Origin of the sequence: Arcticibacter svalbardensis MN12-7, assembly GCF_000403135.1 — a bacterium.
Taxonomy (GTDB): domain Bacteria; phylum Bacteroidota; class Bacteroidia; order Sphingobacteriales; family Sphingobacteriaceae; genus Arcticibacter; species Arcticibacter svalbardensis.
Map to the genome: position 1 here is coordinate 1 of NZ_AQPN01000054.1, position 20742 is coordinate 20742.

The following is a 20742-nucleotide window of genomic DNA, read 5'->3' on the forward strand; positions in this document are numbered from 1 at the left end:
ACCAGGGGAATGAAATTATTATTAAACAAAACATTGCATTTTTTAGAGACCTGCTTTGCGTCAATAGAAAAAGTTAAGTTATTTTCTTTATTTAACCTATACAGAAGTGCTCCAAGAAAAGCACATAAATTACCATCTACCCAGCTTACATTATCCAGGCTAATAAAAATTGTATTACCACTATATTTCCTGCATTCTTCATAAAAGCTAAGTAACTGCCTAAAGCCAGAAACATCTGTGTAAATGGTGTCTACTCCTAAATGTACGTTTATCACTTTAAAAGCTAAATTAGAATTAATCAAAGTTGCTAGTTTAAAAGAGAAATGAGTGACCAACAAAATGAAGACCGTTAGTATACCCAAGACTATAAGACTCAAGTGAGGCTTACAAAAGTTAAAATTATAAGAATATTCCGTTTTATAACTTTATTTATTAAAAACAATCCAACATCCGGAAGATAGACAGAGAACAGCGCCATACCTGAGATATTCGGGGATTTTATCAGTTGCTAAATTGAATGTACTCATTTAGAATTCTTTTTGCGGTCTCTATATTTCTGCTGTCTGTACTGGTGATTAGGTCTGCATATACCAATATAGGCGGCACTACATCCGGCAACTTGCTATTCTCACTAAAAATAAAATGATCCTTATTCCAGAAGAACTTGAAAACCTCAAGCGTACCATTTTCCTTTACTGGTACAAGCTTCAATTCTGACATCCATTTCTTGTCATTACCGGTAACAAACATAGAAAGCTTGCCTGGACTTAAATAATTTGTGTACTTATTTGCAGCAGCTTCACCACTCCATAGCCCATCCCATTGTTCAGGCATAATCTGTTTAAACGATTTCAAAAGATCGACCGTCCTTGAAGTATATTCCCCAATCTTAATTTTTGGCTTCAATAAATCTTGATACGCTACTGCCCAGCGCTGTAATAGCTCCTGTTTGTTGTTTACAATTCGCTTTTTATTACTCCCTTCATGAAGGTATTTACTGGCTAGCATTTCCTTGAGCAGGATTGTTACTGATGCTGCTGATATATTGATGGCATCAGCCATCTCGCGGTAAGTTAAGTTAATAAACTCTGGATTATGAAGAATGCCAAATAACAGTTTCAGCCCTGATTCTCCAAACAACCTGCCTTTGGTCTCCTTTTTTTTGTTTCTATTTCTTTTGCACCCAACCTCATCAAGTAAACACCATTCTGATCAATGAACATATTGCCTGATGCATCGATAAAATTTATACCTGCTTCTATTAGTTTCTCTCCAATCTTTGGATAAACAATCCGAGTCATCAGAAATGTTTTTTGATTTTGTGTTTGATTTCCTGACGCAAACTGCTCCACTAGTGGTATTAGGTTATGCGTTACCTGCGGAAATATGACAAGTTTATTCCCCATAAGTATATTTTTAAAATACCAGTGGATGGTACCGCTATCCTTATCTTTAGTCAGTGAAATTTTAGGCTTGCTAAATTCTGCACTTAAAGCGGTTGGTAACGCTTTCATGGCCAGTTTCCAAATCTCAAATACTTCCATTTGTTTACTATATTAGTTTGTTTACTTTGAGTGAACAATCAAATATAGTAAACATAATTTTGATAATGATTCTTGTTAGCTGAACTGAATTCTATTCAGAAACATAAAGTGATCACAAGGGATTTAACACTAGTCCTTCCATTCTTTAAATAAAAGTCGCAACTAGATATCACTAAGTAAATTAAACTGAACAATTATTCAGTGCACCATACATTATCAGACGGAACAGCTCTGTCAATGCATTATATTTACTTTTCTTCTGTAGCACTCCTGATTTTTTCATCTTCAGCACCTCTCCCTGTATTCACCTTCCTAACTTTTCCGCTGCCGAAACTGTAATTAAATGACAATCTGAGGAGTCTTTTAAGATCGTATATATTCTCCCACGTTTGCCTAACAATTTCAGAATTCTCGGTGTATTCGCTTCTGTAAGTTCCCAAGATATCATAGACATTTAATGCAAACGTTCCCCTTTTATTAAATATCTTATTACTGAGGCCAGCAGCTAAAACATAGTTTGATCGGGTTGTTCTATTATTCTCTTCTAGTTTGCCATAGTACCTAAACAACATCATGAAAGACAATTTCTCATTTAGACTAATTGCATTATAAGTTGAGAGATTGACGCTGGGAGATCCTGATGTATTAAAATCTATACCATTTGTTGTTCCTTTAGAGCTTCGCTTCAGTAGTTCAACATTATTTGATGTCATCAGCCAACCGGCTAATTTTTTTGAATAGCTCAAGGCCATGTTATAAAATCGAATGTAATCATTGTTCATGGGGTTAGTTATTGTCGCCCCTTCATTGCTATATGCTACTGTTGAGTAAATAAAGTCATTTTTCACATAGCTATAATTCAGGTTAAAGAACAGCTCATTTCGGTAAGAATATGTCATGGAAGGGTTGAAGCTTATACTAGGCAATAAGGCTGGGTTCCCTTGAACATAAGTATTTGAATTAACGAAACGCACAAGAGGATTAATATTTTCGTATTTAGGTCTACTAATACGTTTATTAAAATTAAATTTAAGGCTATGGGATTTGTTAATATTGTACAGAAATGAAAGTGAAGGGAACAATTTGAAATAGCTCCTTCGAAATTGGTCTAAGCCCTGCATGTGATCAGCTGTTCCCCACGTATGCTCTCCCCTGACTCCGGCCTCAAAAGAATATTTCTTATACTTCTTACTCAAATTCAGATAAAAGGCATTAACGCTTTCCCGGTATTTGAACTTTCCGTTGTTAGCAAAAGTGATTCCATTGTCGCCATTCGTAAGTTCGTTCTGATTTTCAGATATGACATATGTGGTTTTCAGTCCGGTTTCAAAGTTTCCGCCACCCTTTAATGGGTAGATATAATCTGCATTAAGCGAGGATATATGAAGATCTGTGTTTTGCTTCAAAAAGAAGTTAGACATTAGTCCTATCTCATCGATACTAAGATGCCCATATTCATAATTATCGAGGTGAGATTGATTCCGATTATTTGTCAAGTTGAAATCGACAGTAAGTTCCTGACCCACTGTATCAAATTTGTGCTGCAGGAAGATATTAGATGAATAAAGAGACATATCCGATCTTACATTATTTTCTAAATAGGTAAGAATAGGGTTTTGGTTAGATTGTAGCTGAACAAAATTGGTTTTCCGTTTTTTTCAAAGTTCTGATCACCCAGATTACCGGAAAGTGATAGAGTGGTGTTACGAGACAAGTATAAATCAACGCCTATGGACGGCGATACAGACCGATTACTCCGTATACTTCTAATCATAGACATTGACTCGCTCTGTAATTGTTGGTCGGCTGAAAAAAAGCTAGAATTAATATTCGCATCCAGAATGTATTTGGTATAAGAATAGTCTCCGCTCAGAAAGACATTGTATAATTTATTTTTAAAGTTCAAGACGACGCCTGCATTAGGTCTACCATACTTTCCATACTGATACCCACCGTATACGCTTCCAGTCAATCCTTCTTTATGGTTCTTCTTTTTAACCAGATTTATAATACCTCCACTCCCTTCGGCATTATATTTCGAGGATGGATTCGTTATAAGTTCGATTTTTTGAAGATTAGAGGAATTCATTCCTCGTAACATTCCCTGAAGTGCTTCAGTTGAAAGTGGTGTTGCCTTTCCATCGATAAAAATAGTTATTCCTCGGCCGTTCAGCTTAATTTGATCATCGGGAGTAATCTGCACTCCTGGCAATTGATTCATCAAATCAACAACAGACAAGCCATTACTTAGTATTTCGTTCTCGAGGTTTACCACAATCTTTCCGGCTTGATTTTCAATAAAAGGCTTTTCACTTTTAATAACCACCCCTTTCAACATTATACTTGTTTCTTTTAACTCAATCGTTCCAAGGTCGATTTGATCAACGTTAGCAAACAAATCCGTTTTTGTGTAGACTTCAAAGCCGATCATCCTAATTTCGAGGGTCAATTGCTGCGGAGAAGATAATTCTAGTCTAAACATGCCTTTATCATTACTTTGGGTGCTTTTGATAATCTGGGAGCTGGTGGCCCCCTTGACAAGAACTGTTGCGAAAGAAATAGGTTCCCCTCTAGAATCTCGAAGCCTCCCTATTATTTCAATTTCACCGATATTTTGTCCGTTCGCTAAAAATATTTGAAAAAAAAATAAAAATGTGCACCACCTTATAATGATATAGGTAGGTGTTACCGCCCTATTTTCTTCTAATCTCATTATGCTTCGATTTTTCTCATTCAGTTGTTCTTGCATATATTCATTTATTGGTAACGCAATTAAAATGCTGTGTATTGAAAGCTGATTGAACCTCTCCTATCTAGGTCAATCTTGTGCAACCTTCCGTAAGGTCTTATCTCATTGATCTATTTCTTCAGATCGTCTTCTAATTCATTCTATATTGTCTCCAAATAGGATAAAAAATCTCTTGCTGAATTATTGAAATACAGACATATTAATTTCTCAACCACTAATCTTTTATATTCACCAACTTAGACAAGATCTCATTTACCGTAGCAATTTTAATTTCCACAGTATCAACATGATCCTTTCTTCAGCCCTTGTCAAGTACAGGTCATTGATTTTCAGATGGGATTCTTTCGACTTCTTCACCTTTATAAAAAAATTTCGATGAATCCAGTTTCCCGTCTATGGAATAGTATTTCCAGGTACCTGTATAATACCAATGTAAGCCTTGAGCTGTCCTTTCTTGTTTATTAAACCCCTTGACTTTCAATTTTCCATCTGGATAATAGATTTTTACGATAATAATATTGTCTTTATACTTTTCGGTTTTATAGAGAATTTTGTTCTCATAAAACTTCCAAGTTGCAACTTCTTCTCCTTTTTTGAATCTGCCTTTTGATATAAAAACTCCTGTAGTTGTCGAATCTTTGAACACCCATCGACCCTGCCGTAGCTCATCTTTATATTGATTGAGCTTGCACGAACCAATTACAAGATAGATTACTATCAAATAGATTATGCTCTTATTCATAATTAAAGATAAAACTATAGGTTTAGTTATACAACTAAATCTATAGTTTACTAACTGATTTATCTATACAGAGCTTGACGTACTTTACAATACCATCTGCAGATCAACTTAATAACGAAATGAGATCTCCGATTTTTTCAGAAAGTATGTTATTAATAAACACGAGTTTAGCAATCAATCTAATTGGGCTGATCGTTTTTGAGGTTGCAAACTTCACAAACAATCATTGAAGACCTCTCAGGAACTAAATATTTTTCAGCACATCATTAATTTTACCCACAGTGGAACCATCTGCTGATTACTAATTTTTTACCTTATATTTTATAATAGCTTTAAGGTTAATGACAACGTCTGACGAAGCAATCTGCAAGAGAAAAAAAGCAAGTTGCGCGCTTTTTCCTTCCTTATTTTTATCTGATTCCCGGATGGGTCAGGTAAAAATAAGGAATGTTCGCTTTTTTAGGTCAATCGTGCGGAGCAGATTGTACGTACAAAAGCACAACTTGCAGTTAATAAAACAAAACGGCTTTCCTCTATTGAAATAAGAAAATAATCAAATGTGCTAGAAATAAATTCATAAAATCAGAATTAAGAATATTTGAAGAGATATTTGGACTAAACTTTTACAAGATTACCCTTTATCCTGTCCCATTCCTTTATAACCCCAATTCGGCATATTCTAAAATTATCATCTGTATATCTGACGCAGCAGATCAACAACTATCCATTTACAGGAATATATTTATAGCCAAATATCAGGATAGACCTTGCGTTATTAATATGTTAATGCCAACATCTGTTTATCCGTTTATTTGTATATGCCTCTATTCAGATCATCAGATTAACCTTTATATCAATAGCTGTATATAATTATATGCGTGAATACGACTATCTGCATATTTGGCTATTCAAGTTATTTTTAATTCACTTACCCGGATATCCAAATCACTTGCTATTCAGATAAGTACCTAATCAGATAAGTTACTTTCCCGATCTGAGTTCCGGTTCATGTCCCAGGCGGGAGATCAGAATCTGCATGAAACAACTGATCTTTAATAGAATCACAGTCCAAAACATAGTCGTACATTAAGTTTTAAGGCTTATTAAATCATGAATAGAGTCAAGGTAGAAAATCACAGTCTTTTAGATTCTGAACGATTTAACGGTCGGCTCTACTTCCATGCGATCTATGCGCCAGACAGCGGAATGATAACCATCTTTTCGAGGCGTGATCAGCCCCGGTTCGATCCATCGCTCTATATTGGCCCTGCCATAAATCCGGAAGGATTCTGATTTTTTTAGATGAGGCTTCAACCTTACTACTTTAATAAGAGCAAGCCTGCCTCCTATTTCTGCTGCATCTTCTAACATACATTTCAATTGAGCAATAGAGATTTCCATATTTGAAGAATCATGTTGCATTTTAAAAAAAGGGCCAATAGTCTCTGAATCCCTTAAAACAAATCTTTTTCGGGAAATGAATAGGGATTACTCACGTCAGTTTTTACCAACCGGACTTTGGTTGTTGATATGATCTCACATTAGCAAATCTGCTACTCATTCACAGAATAGTGCTTCATCCCCAGAAGTCAAAGAACGTTGTGGTCAGCGCGTACCTTACCTTTCCTTCCGCTACCGGCAGATAGGATATTCGGTTACTGGAATAGGCAATTGCCTCCAGTTTAATTCTGCACATACATCTTCGGAAAGCTGAGCTTGAACCGGCTGTAGGAACGAGCAAACCTTCACGGATCCAGCGCTCCACATTGGAGCGGCAGTATAAACGGAATGCTTCTGATTTAGTCACTGATCCGGCAATAAAACGGTTAAGTTAAGCGCTTTATCTACACCATTTTCAGCCGCATTTTTATAAATCAATGCCAGTTCCCTTAATTCCATCAGTGTCAGTTAAATCAGGCGAAACATTTCGTCTAACAAACAAAGGTGGGAAGGAAATAAACTAGGGTATTACAAGGGGCACATACCTTACGAAAGATTTTTTAAAAAATAATATTTTTAATTTCTCGCCTAACACAAAACGAATTGAATAGAATTCTTCTTTAAGAAATGGCTTTGTGCCAATTCATTGAATGATCAAGCATTAATGTAACATCTAAATAGTGAATAGGATTTACAGCAAGACTGTAAGCCTTCCTAAAAATCGGACTGTTAAAAAGACGAGAATTCGTAACTTTAAAACAGGAAGATGAAAAAGTCAACAATCAGCGAAGCACAGATCGTAGCAGCGATCAAAGAACATGAATCGGGCAAAGCAGTAGCCGATATCTGTCGTGGACTAGGTGTACATCAGGCCACTTTCTACAACTGGAAGAATAAGTATTCGGGCATGGACAGTCAGGAACTTAGGCGTCTCAAAGAGCTGGAAGAAGAGAACCGGAAGCTCAAACACATGTATGCAGAACTGGCCCTAGACCATAAGGTACTGAAAGACATTCTATCAAAAAAGTTCTAAAGCCCTGCCAGCGAAAAGATATGGTTGCTTTGCTTATGTGATGGATAGCTATCAAATGAGCATTAGCTGGGCTTGCAAGGTAGTTTGTCTACCTAAATCCATGTATTATTATAATAAAAGAAGTCACAGTGGCATATTTTTAAATTCTCAGGGGAGGAGGAATACACCATTAAATCTAAATCATTTCATTCAACTACCGGTATCAAATTAGAAAGGGAATAATTAGTTTCCTAAATTTGAAACAGGCTAAAGTTTCTACCATAAATGAAAGATTACAGATTAAATCTATACAAGTCCTTATTCAAAGGTAGAGAAGATGTATTTGCACTAAGATGGGAGAAAGGTGGTAAAAGTAGTTATATGCCATCTTACAGTTTCGATCCTCACCGATATAGACTACACCAGATGAAAGGAGGTACTTTTCAAACTTTTGCTGATAAATCATACCAAGCCTTAACAGAAGAACATTTAATTAAACATCTAAAGGGCGAGCAGGTTGTAGGCCTCTACCCATTATTGCCGGATAACAAATCATGGTTTATAGCAGCAGATTTTGATGAAGCAGATTGGATTGAGGAATGCAGGACATTTATTAAAATTTGTGAGAAAATGATATCCCAGCCTACCTTGAGCGCTCACGTTCCGGCAAAGGCGGCCATGTTTGGATATTTTTTGAAGAACCCTATGAAGCATTCCGAAGCAGAAAAATAGTGATGGCTTTGCTACAGAAAGCAGGTGTAATTTCAGTATTTGATAAAAACTCAAGCTTTGACCGGCTTTTTCCCAATCAGGATTACCATTCAAAAAAAGGCCTAGGTAACCTCATTGCTTTACCATTAAACAAAGCGAGCTTAAATAATGGCAATAGCTGTTTTATTGACCCGGAAACCTTGCAACCTTTTGATGACCAGTGGTCATTTATAAAGGCAATAAATAGAATAACAATAAGTCAACTCAATTACATCTATAAAGAGCAAGCTAATCAAGACGAACCATCAACAGGATTGTTTCAAAAAGAACAACATATAACGGGGAAGGTAACAATTGTTTTAAACAATGAAATTCATATTAGCCGCATGGGCTTACCCACCTCCCTTGTTGTTTTTCTAAAGGAAGAACTAACCTTAGCAAACAATGAATATCAGGTAAAAAAGAATATCAATAAAAATACCTTTGGAATAAAACGCTACTTTAAATTACTGAAGGAAACACCGGAATCTATTTCAGTTCCCCGTGGTTTTATTGGTAAATTGCTACGTTTTTGCAAAGAGCAGCAAATTGAATATGTACTCGAAGATCAAAGGAAGAAAACAGAGCTAATTAGTTTTAAAGGCTCTATTGCATTAAGGGAATATCAGCTACCGTGTCAACAAGCAGCTACTAAAAAGGATTTTGGAATCATTGTAGCACCGCCGGGCTCTGGCAAAACGGTTTTGAGTTTAGCTATTATAAAAGATAAGCAGCAGCCGGCACTTATTTTAGTTCATCGCAAGCAACTGGCTGATCAATGGACGGAACGTATAGAATCCTTCCTAGGAATTCCTAGAAAAGATATTGGACATATTGGGCAAGGAAAGAACAGATCTGGTAAAAGCATCACTGTTGCAATGATCCAAAGTATGGAAAAAGCGCTGGAATCAACCGAATCACTGGAACTAATGAATGCCTTTGGTACCATTATTATTGACGAATGTCACCACGTTCCTGCGGAAACTTATCAGCGCGTTATTGGCAAAATGAATAGTTACTATATGTACGGACTTACCGCCACACCATTTAGAAAATACAACGATGGCAAGTTAATATTCATTCATCTGGGGGAAATTATTCATGAGGTTAAAGCACCAGATGTACAAAATCAAAAGGGTACACAAATCATTATTAGGGATACTGACCTGTTTGTTCCCTTCAACACCAAAACAGACAAGTTTGAAACACTTTTTAAGATCTTGATCCATGATTCAGCAAGAAATCAACTTATTTTAAATGATGTGATTTTACAGCTAAATGCCAGCAAGAAAGCTGTTATTATTACAGAACGGAAAGAGCATATTACTTCTCTGCAACAATATTTAAAGCAACATTATGATACTATTGCATTAAGTGGCGAAGACTCTGACTTAAGTAAAAAATCTAAATGGGTGGCCATAAGCAATGGTGATTTCCAGGTACTGATCACAACAGGGCAGTATTTTGGTGAGGGAACTGATATTCAAAATATTGATTGCCTGTTTTTGGTTTACCCATTCGCTTTTGAAGGTAAGCTGATCCAATATATCGGGAGGGTACAACGATCAGAATTATCTCCTATCATTTACGATTACCGTGATCACAAAATTAGCTATCTGGAAAGACTTTTTCAAAAGAGGAACCAATATTATAAAAAACTTGATCAGAATGGCCTAACGACTCCAGTAGACGAAAGTGAAACTGTAAGCGGTCAAGTCAATGAGAAAATTGAGGTGCCAATCGAAAATTTGGAGTTTAGATTCGGCAGTATTGCTTTTAAACATGCCGTTGCAGAATTTAATGGAAAAGAAGTTGAATTTGAAATAGAGAATTTAAACGTAAGGCCAGAATTTACAGTACTTAAACCTTACTTTATCCGGTTCCTCAAAAGCGCAACAGTACTAGTAAACATTCGGGCCACATTCCAACATAACAGGCTGGTATTTAAATCAGCATTCTCCAATTATCTTGATAAAATAAACCGCGAAGTCATTGAAAGTGTCAAGTTCCGGTTCTTGAATAAAGAGGTTATTAAAGGCATCCCGGTAGGTAAAGAAAACCTATTGGATGTCGGGCAGGTGCAAGGTAGCAGTGCACAGTTAATTTATACAAACGAAGATGATTTATTGGAAAATATTCTTGCTCTTAAGCAGTATAAACATCACCGCCATCTTCGATACCTATCTCAAAAGCATGAACGAACGATACTAAAACTTCGATTTATATTGGAGCCTTTCTCATTTGTATTTTTACTTTTCGGCAATAACCAGTTCCATTTAGTTTGGGAAACATTAGATACTGAAGAAGCAACTTATATATGGCATACTGAAAAATCCATTTATGAACTTGAAAGAAGTATAAAGCGGATAGATGGACTGCTTGGGCAAATAAGAGCAAAAGGGCGGCAGCAATACTTGGAAACAAACCCTGAGCACTTTAGCCGCATTGTTCATGATTACGCTGACGACAAAGGTTTTATAATTTGGAAGGACATTTTGGAAGAAAAGTTATATTAGTTAAAAGCTTATTTCTGGTACTTACCACAAAGCAGGTACTTCCAATTTATAGATCAATCTATCTAAAACACTGCCGGTACAATGACATCCGATTTCTTTGTGTAAAAATTGGGTATAAACAAGCTGGTTTAAACAAATTCATTTTAGGATTTACTACATTCGCTCTATGGACATTAAGCATATCAGGAAGATTTTACAACAACCAGAAGGCCTCCGGCTTGAATTCAAGCAGGCGGTTTCCGAGTTGCCTAAAAACCTTTTTGAAAGTATTTGCGCCATGCTGAACCGTGAAGGTGGTGACATTCTGCTGGGTGTAAAGGACGATGGAACTTTAGTTGGTGTGGACGCTGACAAAGTTGCCCGTATCACTTCTGATCTGGTCAACTTATCAAATAACCCAAGTAAGCTTGATCCTCCCTTCATCTTACATCCACAATTATATACTATAGATGATAAACGAATCCTGCATATTGCAGTACCGGAAAGTTCAGAGGTACATAGATCTGCTGGTATCATTTTTGACCGCGGACACGAAGGAGATTATAAAGTCACACAGCCTTCACAGATTGCATTGCTTTTTAATCGAAAGCGCAACTATTATACAGAAGCAATCATATACCCGGGACTAACCTTAGCTGATTTTAAACCGGAACTATTCACGATTGTCCGCAACCTGATCCGGAGCAACAATGTTAATCATCCCTGGCTCCGTCTTGATGATGAACAGCTGCTGAAAATTGCTGGTTTATATGGGCGCGATACCACGACTAATACGGAAGGATATAATCTCGCGGCAGTATTATTATTCGGAAAAGATGAAACTATCCTAAACGTGGTATCTCATTATAAAATCGATGCACTTGTCAGACGTGATGACTTACTTCGTTACGACGACCGGCTTTACATTCAGACCAACCTTATTGAAGCCTACGATCAACTCATGGCATTTGTCGAGAAACACCTACCTGATAAATTCTTTTTGCAGGGCGACCAGAGGGTCAGCCTTCGATCTTACATTTTCAGGGAAGTAATCGCAAACCTGATCATTCACAGGGAGTACATCAATGCACACCCCGCCACCTTCATTATCTACAAAGATCGTGTTGAGATCATCAATGCTAACAATCCACATGGTAACGGTTTACTATTGCCAGAATTTTTTGTACCATTTCCCAAGAATCCACTTATTGCAAAGTTTTTTATCCAGTTAGGAAGGGTGGACGAATTAGGTTCAGGGGTGAATGTTTATCGTTTTCTCAAATACTATAGTCCAGGCCAGCAGCCTCAATTTATAGAAGATAAGTTGTTTAAAACAGTTATACCAATTGGAGAACCAACTCATGAGGGGCGTGAAATACCATCTATTACAACCGATGATGCTGTAAATGATGCTGTAAATGATGCTGTAAATGATGCTGTAAGTATTCAAGTACGCAAAAGACTGACTGAAGAATTGAAGTTGATTCAAAAACAAGGAGGTGTAACATTTGGAGCTTTAATAGCGACATTTGATATAAAAAGGGCAACAGGCCAAAGAGATATTAAGCAATTGAAGGATGCAGGCTTAATTATCTTTTCCGGAGCTGACAGAAGCGGCAAGTACATACTGACAGAAAAAGGGAAAGAATTATTTAGCGATATAGCAAAATAATTAAGCAGGTAGTTTATGAATTCTATTAATAGCACCAACAACCTTTTGACGTGTAGTCGACAATTTTAAAACTTATAATTTGGTCTTTATTTGATACTTAATTTATTTGTGTGCTCACTGCCCAATAGTCGCCCGCAAAATCGTAAAATGAGCCCCTTGTGTCAGGGTCACCTTCTTTGTTTAAAGGTCTTTCAATTATTTCGCAACCATTCTTAATTGCCAGGTCGAAAGTTTTAAAAACATCTGGAACATAAATATGAAGCATTGTCGTATTTGCTGGATAAATATCTGTGCTATTGCTGATCATAAGAATGCTGTCATCCAATCGCAGTTCAATATGGGCAATGTTTCCATTTTCGTGATCAAATCGCCTTAACTCCTTTGCATCAAATACGATTTTCAGCAGATCCACTAATTTTTGCGCATCATCAACAATCAAATATGGTGAGAGGGAATTATACTGTTCTGGTTTGTAAGACATATCCATTTTATGCTAGGTGTAATGATTACAAAATTTAAATAACCGCTATTTTTACAGGCTTTAATACGCCTAATAAAAAATAAATTTAAAAAAAATCGCAATCATTTTGTCACCCAAATTACGCCGTTTTAAGGCCGTAAAGGCCGTTTTTAGAAGCGTGTGACATAATTAAATGTCACATGTGTCACTTGACTGGCTATCTGACTCAACGTTTATTTGCCTCTCCGATCTTGATTATGAAAATCTGGATTATAAAATAAAGGCAGATGAAAGCACCGGTGTCGATCGAGTTCCCAAAAGAAATGCAGGACAATGCCTCCTATACAAGGAAACGGCCTGCCGGTTTCCGCTACAGGGCAGGCTTCACAGAAGCTATCTTTATCAAATCTCTCCAGGCGGAGATCCTTCATCAATTCTATAGCCTCAAGCTGGCCTATCTGGAATTGTTCGAATGCCGGGTTCATCAACCAATCACGGTAAAGTTCAGTACCGCTCAGCCTGATTTGTTTCTGGTTTATATCCTGGATGGCCGCTTTACCTTTTATACCGCTGATGAAAAGGAAATAGTGGACACGGCACAAGGTCAGTACTATGCTGATTATACACCTGCAGGGACGTATTCCGTAACATTAGCGCCAGGCAATCATGCCATTTTATACATTGTCATTTCACCAGAGTGGTTGGATAAAACAAGAGGATCTTTTCCGGACCTGCAGGCATTAATGGATAAGGTCATTACAAAAAGCAAGGAAATTGAGGTCCTTCCTCATCGGTTCATCGATGAGCATATTGAAATGCTGCTTTTCAAACTGGAAAAATGTCATGCAGAAAATAAGATGAAGTTAGAGTTGAGAATTTATGAAATCATTGAACAACTACTATCTGCCTATAATGCCAGCCTCAAGCTCGGCGGTAAGCTCCTGTCACCCGAACAAAAGAATAACCTCCGCATCATCAGAAGCTATCTGACCGAAACCATAACTAACGGAAAAACCGAAACCATAAACAGCCTGGCTGAAAGGTTTGAGATAAACTCCCGAACGCTAAGAAGACAGCACCGGTTTATTTATGGCATAAGCTTGCAGCACTTCATTACCCAAAAACGCATGCAGCAAGCCCACAACATGTTAAAAAATGATAAGATGACCATAACCCTTGTGGCAGAGCAACTCGGATTCTTTTCTCCCTCAGCCTTTACCCGGCAATTTATCCGCTTTTTTGGCTATCCGCCGAGTGACTTATTTGACCGTTAATTAAAGGCGCCCGTTATGGCCAAAAATTCACTCACCCTTGTCCGAAAGGTGTATGGACATCAGTATGCTTTATCGCGAAATTAGATTTTATGGAACTAAGGGTGAATATCTGCCCTGTTCGGAATAGCTAATAGAAATAAAATGAAGTACCTGGAGACCATACTTATTCTTTTTGCAATTTGGAGGAGTACTTCATTTGTTTCGATTACAGCTTATGCAGGCATGGTGGTACTCATTCAACCGGACAACTACACCCCTAATTTCCCATTCAAGCCATTCAAATCGCAAAGAAGACCTATACCAAATTCACATAGCCTAGAATTCTATTACCCTAAAAAGTTTACCCTATTTCAGCATGAGCTGTACCCTGAAATAAATGAAAAAACCAGCTGAAGCAGCATAGTCTTTTCGGGAGGCCTACCAAACTGGCAAAACAGAACATAATTCAAGTATTCACATAAAGTTTTTGGAGCCCTTTTTTACGTAAAAAAGTGAAATCTATCCGATTGACTTAGGGTCACATAACGATGACTAAGACAGATGGTTTATCATAGTAAAATTGTCATTGGCTCTTAATTTTGCTGCTTTATCTTCAAATATTACTAAGATTTTAAAAATTAGACTATCTCGATTTAATCCTGATAGGGTATAATTATTCCATAATAATATATATTTGTACCCGAAAGGGTATAATATGTTATCGCAATATTTAAAGAAAAAACGAAAATCGCTAAATCTCACACAAAAAGACCTTGCATCCAAAGCAGGCGTCGGACTGAGAGTTGTACGTGAGATGGAACAGGGAAAACCAACTTTACGAATGGATAAGGTTAATCAAGTATTGATGCTTTTTGGGGTAGAACTTGGAGTGGTATCGAAATTAAAGTAAATAAGTAGCATGGCGGATATTTTTTAGTTCTGATATTTATTCAAAAAGTCACATCTTTTACTAATAGTCGAATTGCCATAGGTTTTGGAGATATTAAAACCAAATAAGTTTATTTTTATTAATACAGAGGTACTATCAGTACCATGTTGTGTATTTATTTAAACTTAAATTTGGATAAGTTTATTTTAGTTCCTATTTTGGTACTATGAGTGCAGATAATTCATCTAAAATAAACCAACTAATGCAATTGCAACCCTACGGGACCGTGCTTTTAAGTTCTTGGCTTAGCGGAAAAGGCTATAGTCCTGAGTTGCAAAAAAGATACAGAAGTAGCAAATGGCTAGAGTCTATCGGTACAGGTGCAATGAAACGGACCGGTGATAAAGTGGATATAGAAGGAGCATTGTATGCAATGCAAAATCAAGTTGGTATGTCGCTGCATATTGGTGCAGGTTCAGCTTTAGCATTACAGGGACGGTCTCATTACTTAGAAATGGGAAAAAAGGAAATTATTCTATTTGGTCAGGAGGGTGAGAAGTTACCAAAGTGGTTCATGACTTATCCTTGGGATTCCGTTTTGAACTATTATTCATCAGCATTTCTTCCACCTGATTTAGGTCTGATAGAGCATGAAACACGAAACTTTAAAGTCAAAATATCCGGTCCAGCAAGAGCTATACTGGAGTGCCTTTATCTTGCTCCAAAAGAAATGGCTTTGATGGAGTGTTATGAGTTAATGGAAGGAATAAACAACCTGCGGCCATCTTCTGTACAGGAACTACTAGAGAGTTGCAGTTCGGTAAAAGTAAAAAGGCTGTTCCTGTTTATGGCCAAAAAGGTAGCCCATTCTTGGTACAAGCATATCAATCTATCCAAAATAGATTTGGGTAAGGGCAAACGCAGTATCTTACCCGGCGGGATATATGTCCCGGAATTTGAAATTACAGTCCCAAAAGAATTAATAGATTATGGAACAACTTTATAAAGCTCAGGTAAGTCTTTTACTAAAAGTCTTGCCAGAAGTTGCTAAAGAAGCAAGCCTAGCGCTTCATGGTGGCACTGCGATCAATTTGTTCATTCGAGATATGCCGAGACTTTCTGTCGATATTGATCTCACTTATTTGAATGTCGAAGATCGGGTCTCGACAATTCAGCATATCGCCGAAGCACTAGAAAGGATAAAGACTAATCTGGAAAGAAATGTACCTGGGATAACAGTAACGTTAAAAGCAGCTACAGGAAAACTGATAATTTCAACAAAGGTCGCCACGGTAAAGCTGGAGGTCAACTTGGTTGGCAGGGGGACTTTTGCAGAGCCTGTAATACTGCCATTATGTATAAAGGCTCAGGATGAATATGGTGTGTTTTGTGAGATAGCAGTAGTTCCACTAGGACAACTTTATGGTGGAAAAATCTGCGCAGCACTTGACAGGCAACATCCGCGTGATCTTTTCGATGTAAAATATTTATTGGCAAATGAAGGATTTACGGAAGAAATCAAAAAAGGATTTTTGTACTGCCTACTGGGCAGTGAAAGACCCTTCAATGAAATGCTTAATCCCAATTTACAAGACCAGCGTTCGGCATTGGCAAACCAGTTCAACGGAATGTCCACAGAGGAATTCAGCTATGAGGAATATGAACAAACCAGAGCGGTGCTCATTGATGTGATACGAAAAAGCCTTACCAAAGAGGATAAGGAATTCCTGCTGAGTTTCAAGAACCTGACCCCTTTATGGGATAAATACCCTTACGAACAATACCCGTCCGTACGTTGGAAACTACAAAATCTTCAGAATCTCAAAGAGAAAAATCCCAATAAACACGGCCAACTATATGCTGTTCTGAAAGAGTTACTAGACTATTAGACTGAGCTCGATTGATAAAGTGTGATAAATTTGTCATCATTAAAATGCATATATATGTGTCACATTTTTATGCAAAAAAGTGACATATAGGATTTCATTATTCATAATTAAGGATATACTTACTTGTGACAACTGACTAAATCATTAGATATCAAGAACCAATGGTATTAAAAGATATTGATGTGTAAACACCTTTAGGAATGATGAAGAAAGATAAAAAATCGAGAATCAACTGTTGCAAAAAATGCACAGGTTCGAAATGAGATAAACGGAAAAATAGTTCATCTTAATTCTATGTTTTGCCCTAAATGCTAGGAAGATAGTGGAAAGATTTTTGCTTCAAAATCTCAAATCACCTAATAAAACTATGAGCAACACCTACTTCAAACTCCGCCACCCATTCAACTTTTCACCTCACCGTTTCGAGTTAGGTCGCCCTTTTATCTTCAATAAATCTTATGCTGATAACTTCTTTTTTTTGAAACTTTACGAATTGAATGAAGACGAATATCCAGCATTCTATCAGTATCATTTGGAATATTTTCTGAAAGAAAATGCCAGTGAAGAAAAAGAATTCTTCAGCTATATCTATGAGTTAACCACCACCAGAATCAGTTATTATAAACAACATACCCCTTTCGGTTCAAGGCATATACTGAATAAAGAATCATTAAGAAAATGCAATCAATTTCTGAAATTCTTATACTCCATAGACCAATGGAATCACCATAAATCTCTGGAGATTTTACTAGCAGAAAAAGAAGAACACATCCAAAAACTGAAAGTAAATATTGAAGAATTAGAAGGCCATATCAAGGAACTCAACCAGTACGAATCGGCCGAAAAGATCAGTATTACAGAAGGTAAATTGGCGACTGTTATTGATCTGTTTCTTCAACTTCAGGAACAATCCTCTCCCGATGAAAGGAAACTTTTCCGCTCACAGACACAGAGTCCATGGTATAAGATGCTCTCCAGATATTTCCTTCATGGCGAGAAAGAAATTCCCATCAACACCGCAAGGAATTATTTCCCAGCCAATAAAAAAGATAAGCTCATCAAAGGCTCTGATGTTGCAGATGAAGACAAGATCTTCAAAATCATTCCAAACAAAAAACAAGGCTAACCCTGTTTACTCACTACCCATGACCAAACGCCACCCTTGGTCATTCAAACCCGCTCTTTCCACCTGACTTTTGTAGGGAAATCAATGGCACTTTAATGTTTTTTTGTTCAGCTGCGATTGGAATTATGAACCCTATAAAATATAGATCATGTCAGTAGAAATCATCACCAAAGAAGACCTGATGCAGTTCAAATCCAAACTGTTAACCGAAATCAGCAAACTCATTAAACCTTCAGAACATCAAGGAAGCCGTCAATGGCTGAAAAGTGCGGAGGTCAGAAAATTGTTGAACATCTCTCCGGGAACTTTACAGAACCTTCGCATCAATGGAACGCTTCGCTATACCAAAATTGGTGGAACGATGTATTATAAATCATCGGATATCAACAGTTTACTAGAAGGAGGTAATCATGCCTAGTTTAACGAAATTCCTAATTCCTGTTTCTCAGGATAGTCGCTTGCACCCTGCGCATATTTGTCTTTTCATTTCTCTATTCTCTCTTTGGGAAAGAAGCCGGTTTATTTCTCCTTTCCGCATATCCAGAAGACAGCTGATGAAGATCAGCAAGATTAAATCTACAGCAACTTATCACAAGTGCATTAGAGAACTGGTCTCCTATGGCTATATAGATTATGAGCCTTCCTATGATCATTTTAAAGGAAGTCAGGTTGTGATTCATGATGGTTTATTTACCCCTGATGTTTAACGAAATCTCTTTTGCCGTTTTGCAGGTAGCCAGCTATGTTTTGGTTGCACCAAAACGCCGGTTTTCCTCCATCCCCTCCATTGAATTTCGGGGATGAAGGAAAAGATTTTCTCATGCTATCGCATTCAAAAATTTTAAGACAATGATAAGCTTATGGAAGAGGATAAAAGAAATAAGGGAGGACGTCCGAGAAAAAAAATTAAAAAGGAATGCTATATCACCATCAAATGTACGTCGTATGAAAAAAAGGTAATCGAAGCCAAGGCAAAAGCTGTCCATTTGAACACGTCGGAATATTTGAGGGAATTGGGTCTAGCGGGAAAAATCAATCAGCAGAACAAAGCCCTTAGTAAAGAGATATTAACCATGACTGGAACGCTAAACCATCTGGCGGCAAACCTGAACCAGATTGCTAAAAAGCGAAATGGACAGGAGGAACTGAATGCCATTGAAAGAGCAAGATTGAATGTACAATCCATTGAAGTGAAACAGTTAGCCATATTGATCAAGGAAAAATTGAAATGATAGGCCATGTCTCGATAGGAAAATCACCTTATCACTGCATCAGTTATTGTCTGGAAGACAAAAGAGAACTGACCGAGGAGCAACAAGCAAAGCTGTCTAAGGAAGAAAAACTACAGCACCATAACCGGGCGGAGGTGCTTTTTTACAATCAGTGCTTTGGCAACAAGAAAGAACTGGCGAGCCAGTTCAGGGATGTTCAGAAACTGAGCAGGAGATGCGAGAAGCCGGTGCTCCATCTTTCGCTCCGTTTAGCTCCTGGAGAAAAACTGAGCAAATGCCAACTTTCAGAGATTGGAAGGGGTAGCCGCCGAAGAGTTTGGTGTCGGTGACCATCAGTACATCTGCGTACTCCATAAGGATACCAAAGAACAGCACATCCATATTGCGGCCAACCGTGTTGGTTTTGATGGTAAAGCTGCAAAAGATGGGAACAGCTACAAACGGATGTCGGCTTTGTGAAGAAAACTGGAGAAGCAATATGGTTTACAGGAAGTGTTGAGCCCAAGGGCTTTTCTTCCGCCTAGCGAAAGAAGAATTCCAAGGCATGACAGCAGAAAGGAAAGGTTGAAACACGATATCAGAAATTCATTGGAAACATCAGTGAGCTATCCAGAATTTGAAAAGCAGATGAAAGCTTTGGGTTATCAGATTATTAAGGGGCGGGGCATCTCTTTTATAGATAACAAGAAGGTAAAAGTGAAAGGAAGCGAAGTTGGTTTTTCATTGGCAAAGATTGAGAAGGTGCTGGAACTGAAAAGGCAACTTTATAATGAGCAAATAGGAATTGTAAAAGAACAAAAAGATGGGATTCATTTCCATGAATTTAAATTTTTGGAGCGTCAACAAAAAACAGAAGGACAAGCACATCAAACTGGCAATATTGAAAAGCAGATTTTCATGTTGCTCAATGACTTGACTAGGACAGAATTCGGAGCGGATGAACTCCCTTCCGAATTAAAAAGGACGAAGAAGAAAAAATACAGACATAAAGGTCGTACACATTAAAATTTAAGCTTTGGAAAATGAAGAAAAGCAAATGGATAGGGATACCCTCGAACTCGTCTTGCAGGACTATTTCACGAGAAGCAAACCATTATAGGAAACTGCCTCTTTGGTGTTGATATCAACCCCAACTCAGTAAAAATATGCCGCTTACGGTTTCGTTAATTAATGCTTCTGTTCTTGGATTAATATTCGAGAAAATAAACGGCTTGGTTAAGTGGAAGTGCATATTGGCCATTTAAGGATTTTTCTACACCGGTTCGGCCTGATAATCCAGTCCCTTATGTAAATCAAAAAGGTGTAGTGGAAAGAGATTTCACAAAGAAAGAAGCTTATTATGTTTTCCAATCTTATTGGACAAAAAAATTGATGGTGCATATTTACGGACATAGTTGGCCAATACGTTGGGGAGATAAAGATGAAGCTAGAATGGTGAAAATTTATTCTAATGCAGATGAAGCAGAACTTTTTGTAAACGGTGTAAGCC

Annotated in this window: 25 protein-coding genes and 2 pseudogenes; 17 read left to right on the plus strand and 10 right to left on the minus strand. The window is 37.4% G+C overall.

The window, feature by feature from the left end; all coding sequences use genetic code 11:
• The 8 genes from ADIARSV_RS22410 to ADIARSV_RS06805 form a co-directional block, all read right to left on the minus strand.
• A partial coding sequence (locus ADIARSV_RS22410; RefSeq protein ID WP_040299329.1) for a hypothetical protein occupies positions 1-302 on the minus strand: 302 nt, incomplete at its 3' end.
• 199 nt (positions 303-501) lie between these two features.
• The gene (locus ADIARSV_RS06775) at positions 502-1062 is read right to left on the minus strand and encodes a type IV toxin-antitoxin system AbiEi family antitoxin (protein WP_016194692.1); all 561 of its coding nucleotides are present in this window, start codon (positions 1060-1062) and stop codon (positions 502-504) included.
• Positions 1063-1118: 56 nt separating this feature from the next.
• On the minus strand, positions 1119-1544 hold the full coding sequence (locus ADIARSV_RS06780; RefSeq protein WP_016194693.1) for a hypothetical protein: 426 nt from the start codon (positions 1542-1544) through the stop codon (positions 1119-1121).
• Positions 1545-1792: 248 nt separating this feature from the next.
• Positions 1793-3118 carry an outer membrane beta-barrel family protein gene (locus tag ADIARSV_RS06785; protein ID WP_016194694.1) on the minus strand — a complete coding sequence of 442 codons (1326 nt, stop codon included), beginning with the start codon at positions 3116-3118 and terminating at the stop codon, positions 1793-1795.
• Positions 3119-3138: 20 nt separating this feature from the next.
• Positions 3139-4257 carry a carboxypeptidase regulatory-like domain-containing protein gene (locus tag ADIARSV_RS06790; protein ID WP_160166646.1) on the minus strand — a complete coding sequence of 373 codons (1119 nt, stop codon included), beginning with the start codon at positions 4255-4257 and terminating at the stop codon, positions 3139-3141.
• A gap of 355 nt (positions 4258-4612) precedes the next feature.
• A complete protein-coding gene (locus ADIARSV_RS06795; RefSeq protein ID WP_052016970.1) occupies positions 4613-5035 on the minus strand; it encodes a toxin-antitoxin system YwqK family antitoxin in 423 nt (140 codons plus the stop codon).
• 1143 nt (positions 5036-6178) lie between these two features.
• Positions 6179-6457 carry a hypothetical protein gene (locus tag ADIARSV_RS06800; protein WP_235048376.1) on the minus strand — a complete coding sequence of 93 codons (279 nt, stop codon included), beginning with the start codon at positions 6455-6457 and terminating at the stop codon, positions 6179-6181.
• 154 nt (positions 6458-6611) lie between these two features.
• Complete coding sequence (locus tag ADIARSV_RS06805) at positions 6612-6842, minus strand: hypothetical protein (RefSeq protein ID WP_016194698.1); 231 nt, start codon at positions 6840-6842, stop codon at positions 6612-6614.
• A gap of 399 nt (positions 6843-7241) precedes the next feature.
• On the opposite strand from ADIARSV_RS06805, the gene ADIARSV_RS06810 reads away from it, so the two are divergent.
• The 4 genes and pseudogenes from ADIARSV_RS06810 (at position 7242) to ADIARSV_RS06825 (ending at position 12404) form a co-directional block, all read left to right on the plus strand.
• A complete protein-coding gene (locus tag ADIARSV_RS06810; RefSeq protein WP_016194699.1) occupies positions 7242-7508 on the plus strand; it encodes a transposase in 267 nt (88 codons plus the stop codon).
• A gap of 264 nt (positions 7509-7772) precedes the next feature.
• A pseudogene (locus tag ADIARSV_RS22110) lies at positions 7773-8407 on the plus strand (TOTE conflict system archaeo-eukaryotic primase domain-containing protein); the annotation flags it as partial.
• Positions 8408-8584: 177 nt separating this feature from the next.
• Positions 8585-10753 carry a DEAD/DEAH box helicase family protein gene (locus ADIARSV_RS06820; protein ID WP_394331146.1) on the plus strand — a complete coding sequence of 723 codons (2169 nt, stop codon included), beginning with the start codon at positions 8585-8587 and terminating at the stop codon, positions 10751-10753.
• A gap of 166 nt (positions 10754-10919) precedes the next feature.
• On the plus strand, positions 10920-12404 hold the full coding sequence (locus ADIARSV_RS06825; protein ID WP_016194702.1) for an RNA-binding domain-containing protein: 1485 nt from the start codon (positions 10920-10922) through the stop codon (positions 12402-12404).
• A gap of 97 nt (positions 12405-12501) precedes the next feature.
• On the opposite strand, the gene ADIARSV_RS06830 is transcribed toward ADIARSV_RS06825, so the two are convergent.
• A complete protein-coding gene (locus ADIARSV_RS06830) occupies positions 12502-12885 on the minus strand; it encodes a VOC family protein (RefSeq protein WP_200864728.1) in 384 nt (127 codons plus the stop codon).
• 266 nt (positions 12886-13151) lie between these two features.
• Between ADIARSV_RS06830 and ADIARSV_RS06835 the strand changes: the two genes are divergently transcribed.
• The 8 genes from ADIARSV_RS06835 to ADIARSV_RS06870 all read left to right on the plus strand — a co-directional run bounded on the left by ADIARSV_RS06835 (position 13152) and on the right by ADIARSV_RS06870 (position 18728).
• Positions 13152-14138 carry a helix-turn-helix transcriptional regulator gene (locus ADIARSV_RS06835; protein WP_016194704.1) on the plus strand — a complete coding sequence of 329 codons (987 nt, stop codon included), beginning with the start codon at positions 13152-13154 and terminating at the stop codon, positions 14136-14138.
• A 141-nt stretch (positions 14139-14279) separates the two neighbouring features.
• On the plus strand, positions 14280-14531 hold the full coding sequence (locus ADIARSV_RS06840; protein WP_016194705.1) for a hypothetical protein: 252 nt from the start codon (positions 14280-14282) through the stop codon (positions 14529-14531).
• A 301-nt stretch (positions 14532-14832) separates the two neighbouring features.
• Entirely contained in the window at positions 14833-15027 is a 195-nt protein-coding gene (locus ADIARSV_RS06845) for a helix-turn-helix transcriptional regulator (protein ID WP_016194706.1), read from the plus strand.
• A gap of 205 nt (positions 15028-15232) precedes the next feature.
• On the plus strand, positions 15233-16012 hold the full coding sequence (locus ADIARSV_RS06850; RefSeq protein ID WP_040299332.1) for a type IV toxin-antitoxin system AbiEi family antitoxin: 780 nt from the start codon (positions 15233-15235) through the stop codon (positions 16010-16012).
• Positions 15996-16895 carry a nucleotidyl transferase AbiEii/AbiGii toxin family protein gene (locus tag ADIARSV_RS06855; RefSeq protein WP_016194708.1) on the plus strand — a complete coding sequence of 300 codons (900 nt, stop codon included), beginning with the start codon at positions 15996-15998 and terminating at the stop codon, positions 16893-16895. Before ADIARSV_RS06850 ends, ADIARSV_RS06855 begins: the two co-directional genes overlap by 17 nt.
• Before the next feature lie 367 nt (positions 16896-17262).
• Entirely contained in the window at positions 17263-18021 is a 759-nt protein-coding gene (locus tag ADIARSV_RS06860; RefSeq protein WP_040299333.1) for a hypothetical protein, read from the plus strand.
• A gap of 148 nt (positions 18022-18169) precedes the next feature.
• On the plus strand, positions 18170-18439 hold the full coding sequence (locus ADIARSV_RS06865) for a helix-turn-helix domain-containing protein (protein WP_016194710.1): 270 nt from the start codon (positions 18170-18172) through the stop codon (positions 18437-18439).
• Positions 18432-18728: a hypothetical protein gene (locus tag ADIARSV_RS06870; RefSeq protein WP_016194711.1), complete on the plus strand. Its 297-nt coding sequence runs from the start codon at positions 18432-18434 to the stop codon at positions 18726-18728. The genes ADIARSV_RS06865 and ADIARSV_RS06870 overlap by 8 nt, the downstream gene beginning before the upstream one ends.
• Here the strand turns inward: ADIARSV_RS06870 and ADIARSV_RS22795 are convergent.
• Positions 18712-18843: a hypothetical protein gene (locus tag ADIARSV_RS22795; protein WP_016194712.1), complete on the minus strand. Its 132-nt coding sequence runs from the start codon at positions 18841-18843 to the stop codon at positions 18712-18714. The two genes, ADIARSV_RS06870 and ADIARSV_RS22795, sit on opposite strands and share 17 nt — an antisense overlap.
• 38 nt (positions 18844-18881) lie before the next feature.
• Here ADIARSV_RS22795 and ADIARSV_RS06875 point away from each other — a divergent pair, with 38 nt between their 5' ends.
• The 5 genes and pseudogenes from ADIARSV_RS06875 to ADIARSV_RS21010 all read left to right on the plus strand — a co-directional run.
• The gene (locus ADIARSV_RS06875; protein WP_040299338.1) at positions 18882-19253 is read left to right on the plus strand and encodes a plasmid mobilization protein; all 372 of its coding nucleotides are present in this window, start codon (positions 18882-18884) and stop codon (positions 19251-19253) included.
• Entirely contained in the window at positions 19250-19582 is a 333-nt protein-coding gene (locus ADIARSV_RS23150) for a relaxase/mobilization nuclease domain-containing protein (RefSeq protein WP_394331145.1), read from the plus strand. Before ADIARSV_RS06875 ends, ADIARSV_RS23150 begins: the two co-directional genes overlap by 4 nt.
• Complete coding sequence (locus ADIARSV_RS21005; RefSeq protein ID WP_016194715.1) at positions 19545-19712, plus strand: relaxase/mobilization nuclease domain-containing protein; 168 nt, start codon at positions 19545-19547, stop codon at positions 19710-19712. Before ADIARSV_RS23150 ends, ADIARSV_RS21005 begins: the two co-directional genes overlap by 38 nt.
• A 36-nt stretch (positions 19713-19748) precedes the next feature.
• Positions 19749-20258: a hypothetical protein gene (locus ADIARSV_RS20460; RefSeq protein ID WP_152439796.1), complete on the plus strand. Its 510-nt coding sequence runs from the start codon at positions 19749-19751 to the stop codon at positions 20256-20258.
• 207 nt (positions 20259-20465) lie between these two features.
• Positions 20466-20742: pseudogene (locus ADIARSV_RS21010) on the plus strand (glycoside hydrolase family 2); the annotation flags it as partial.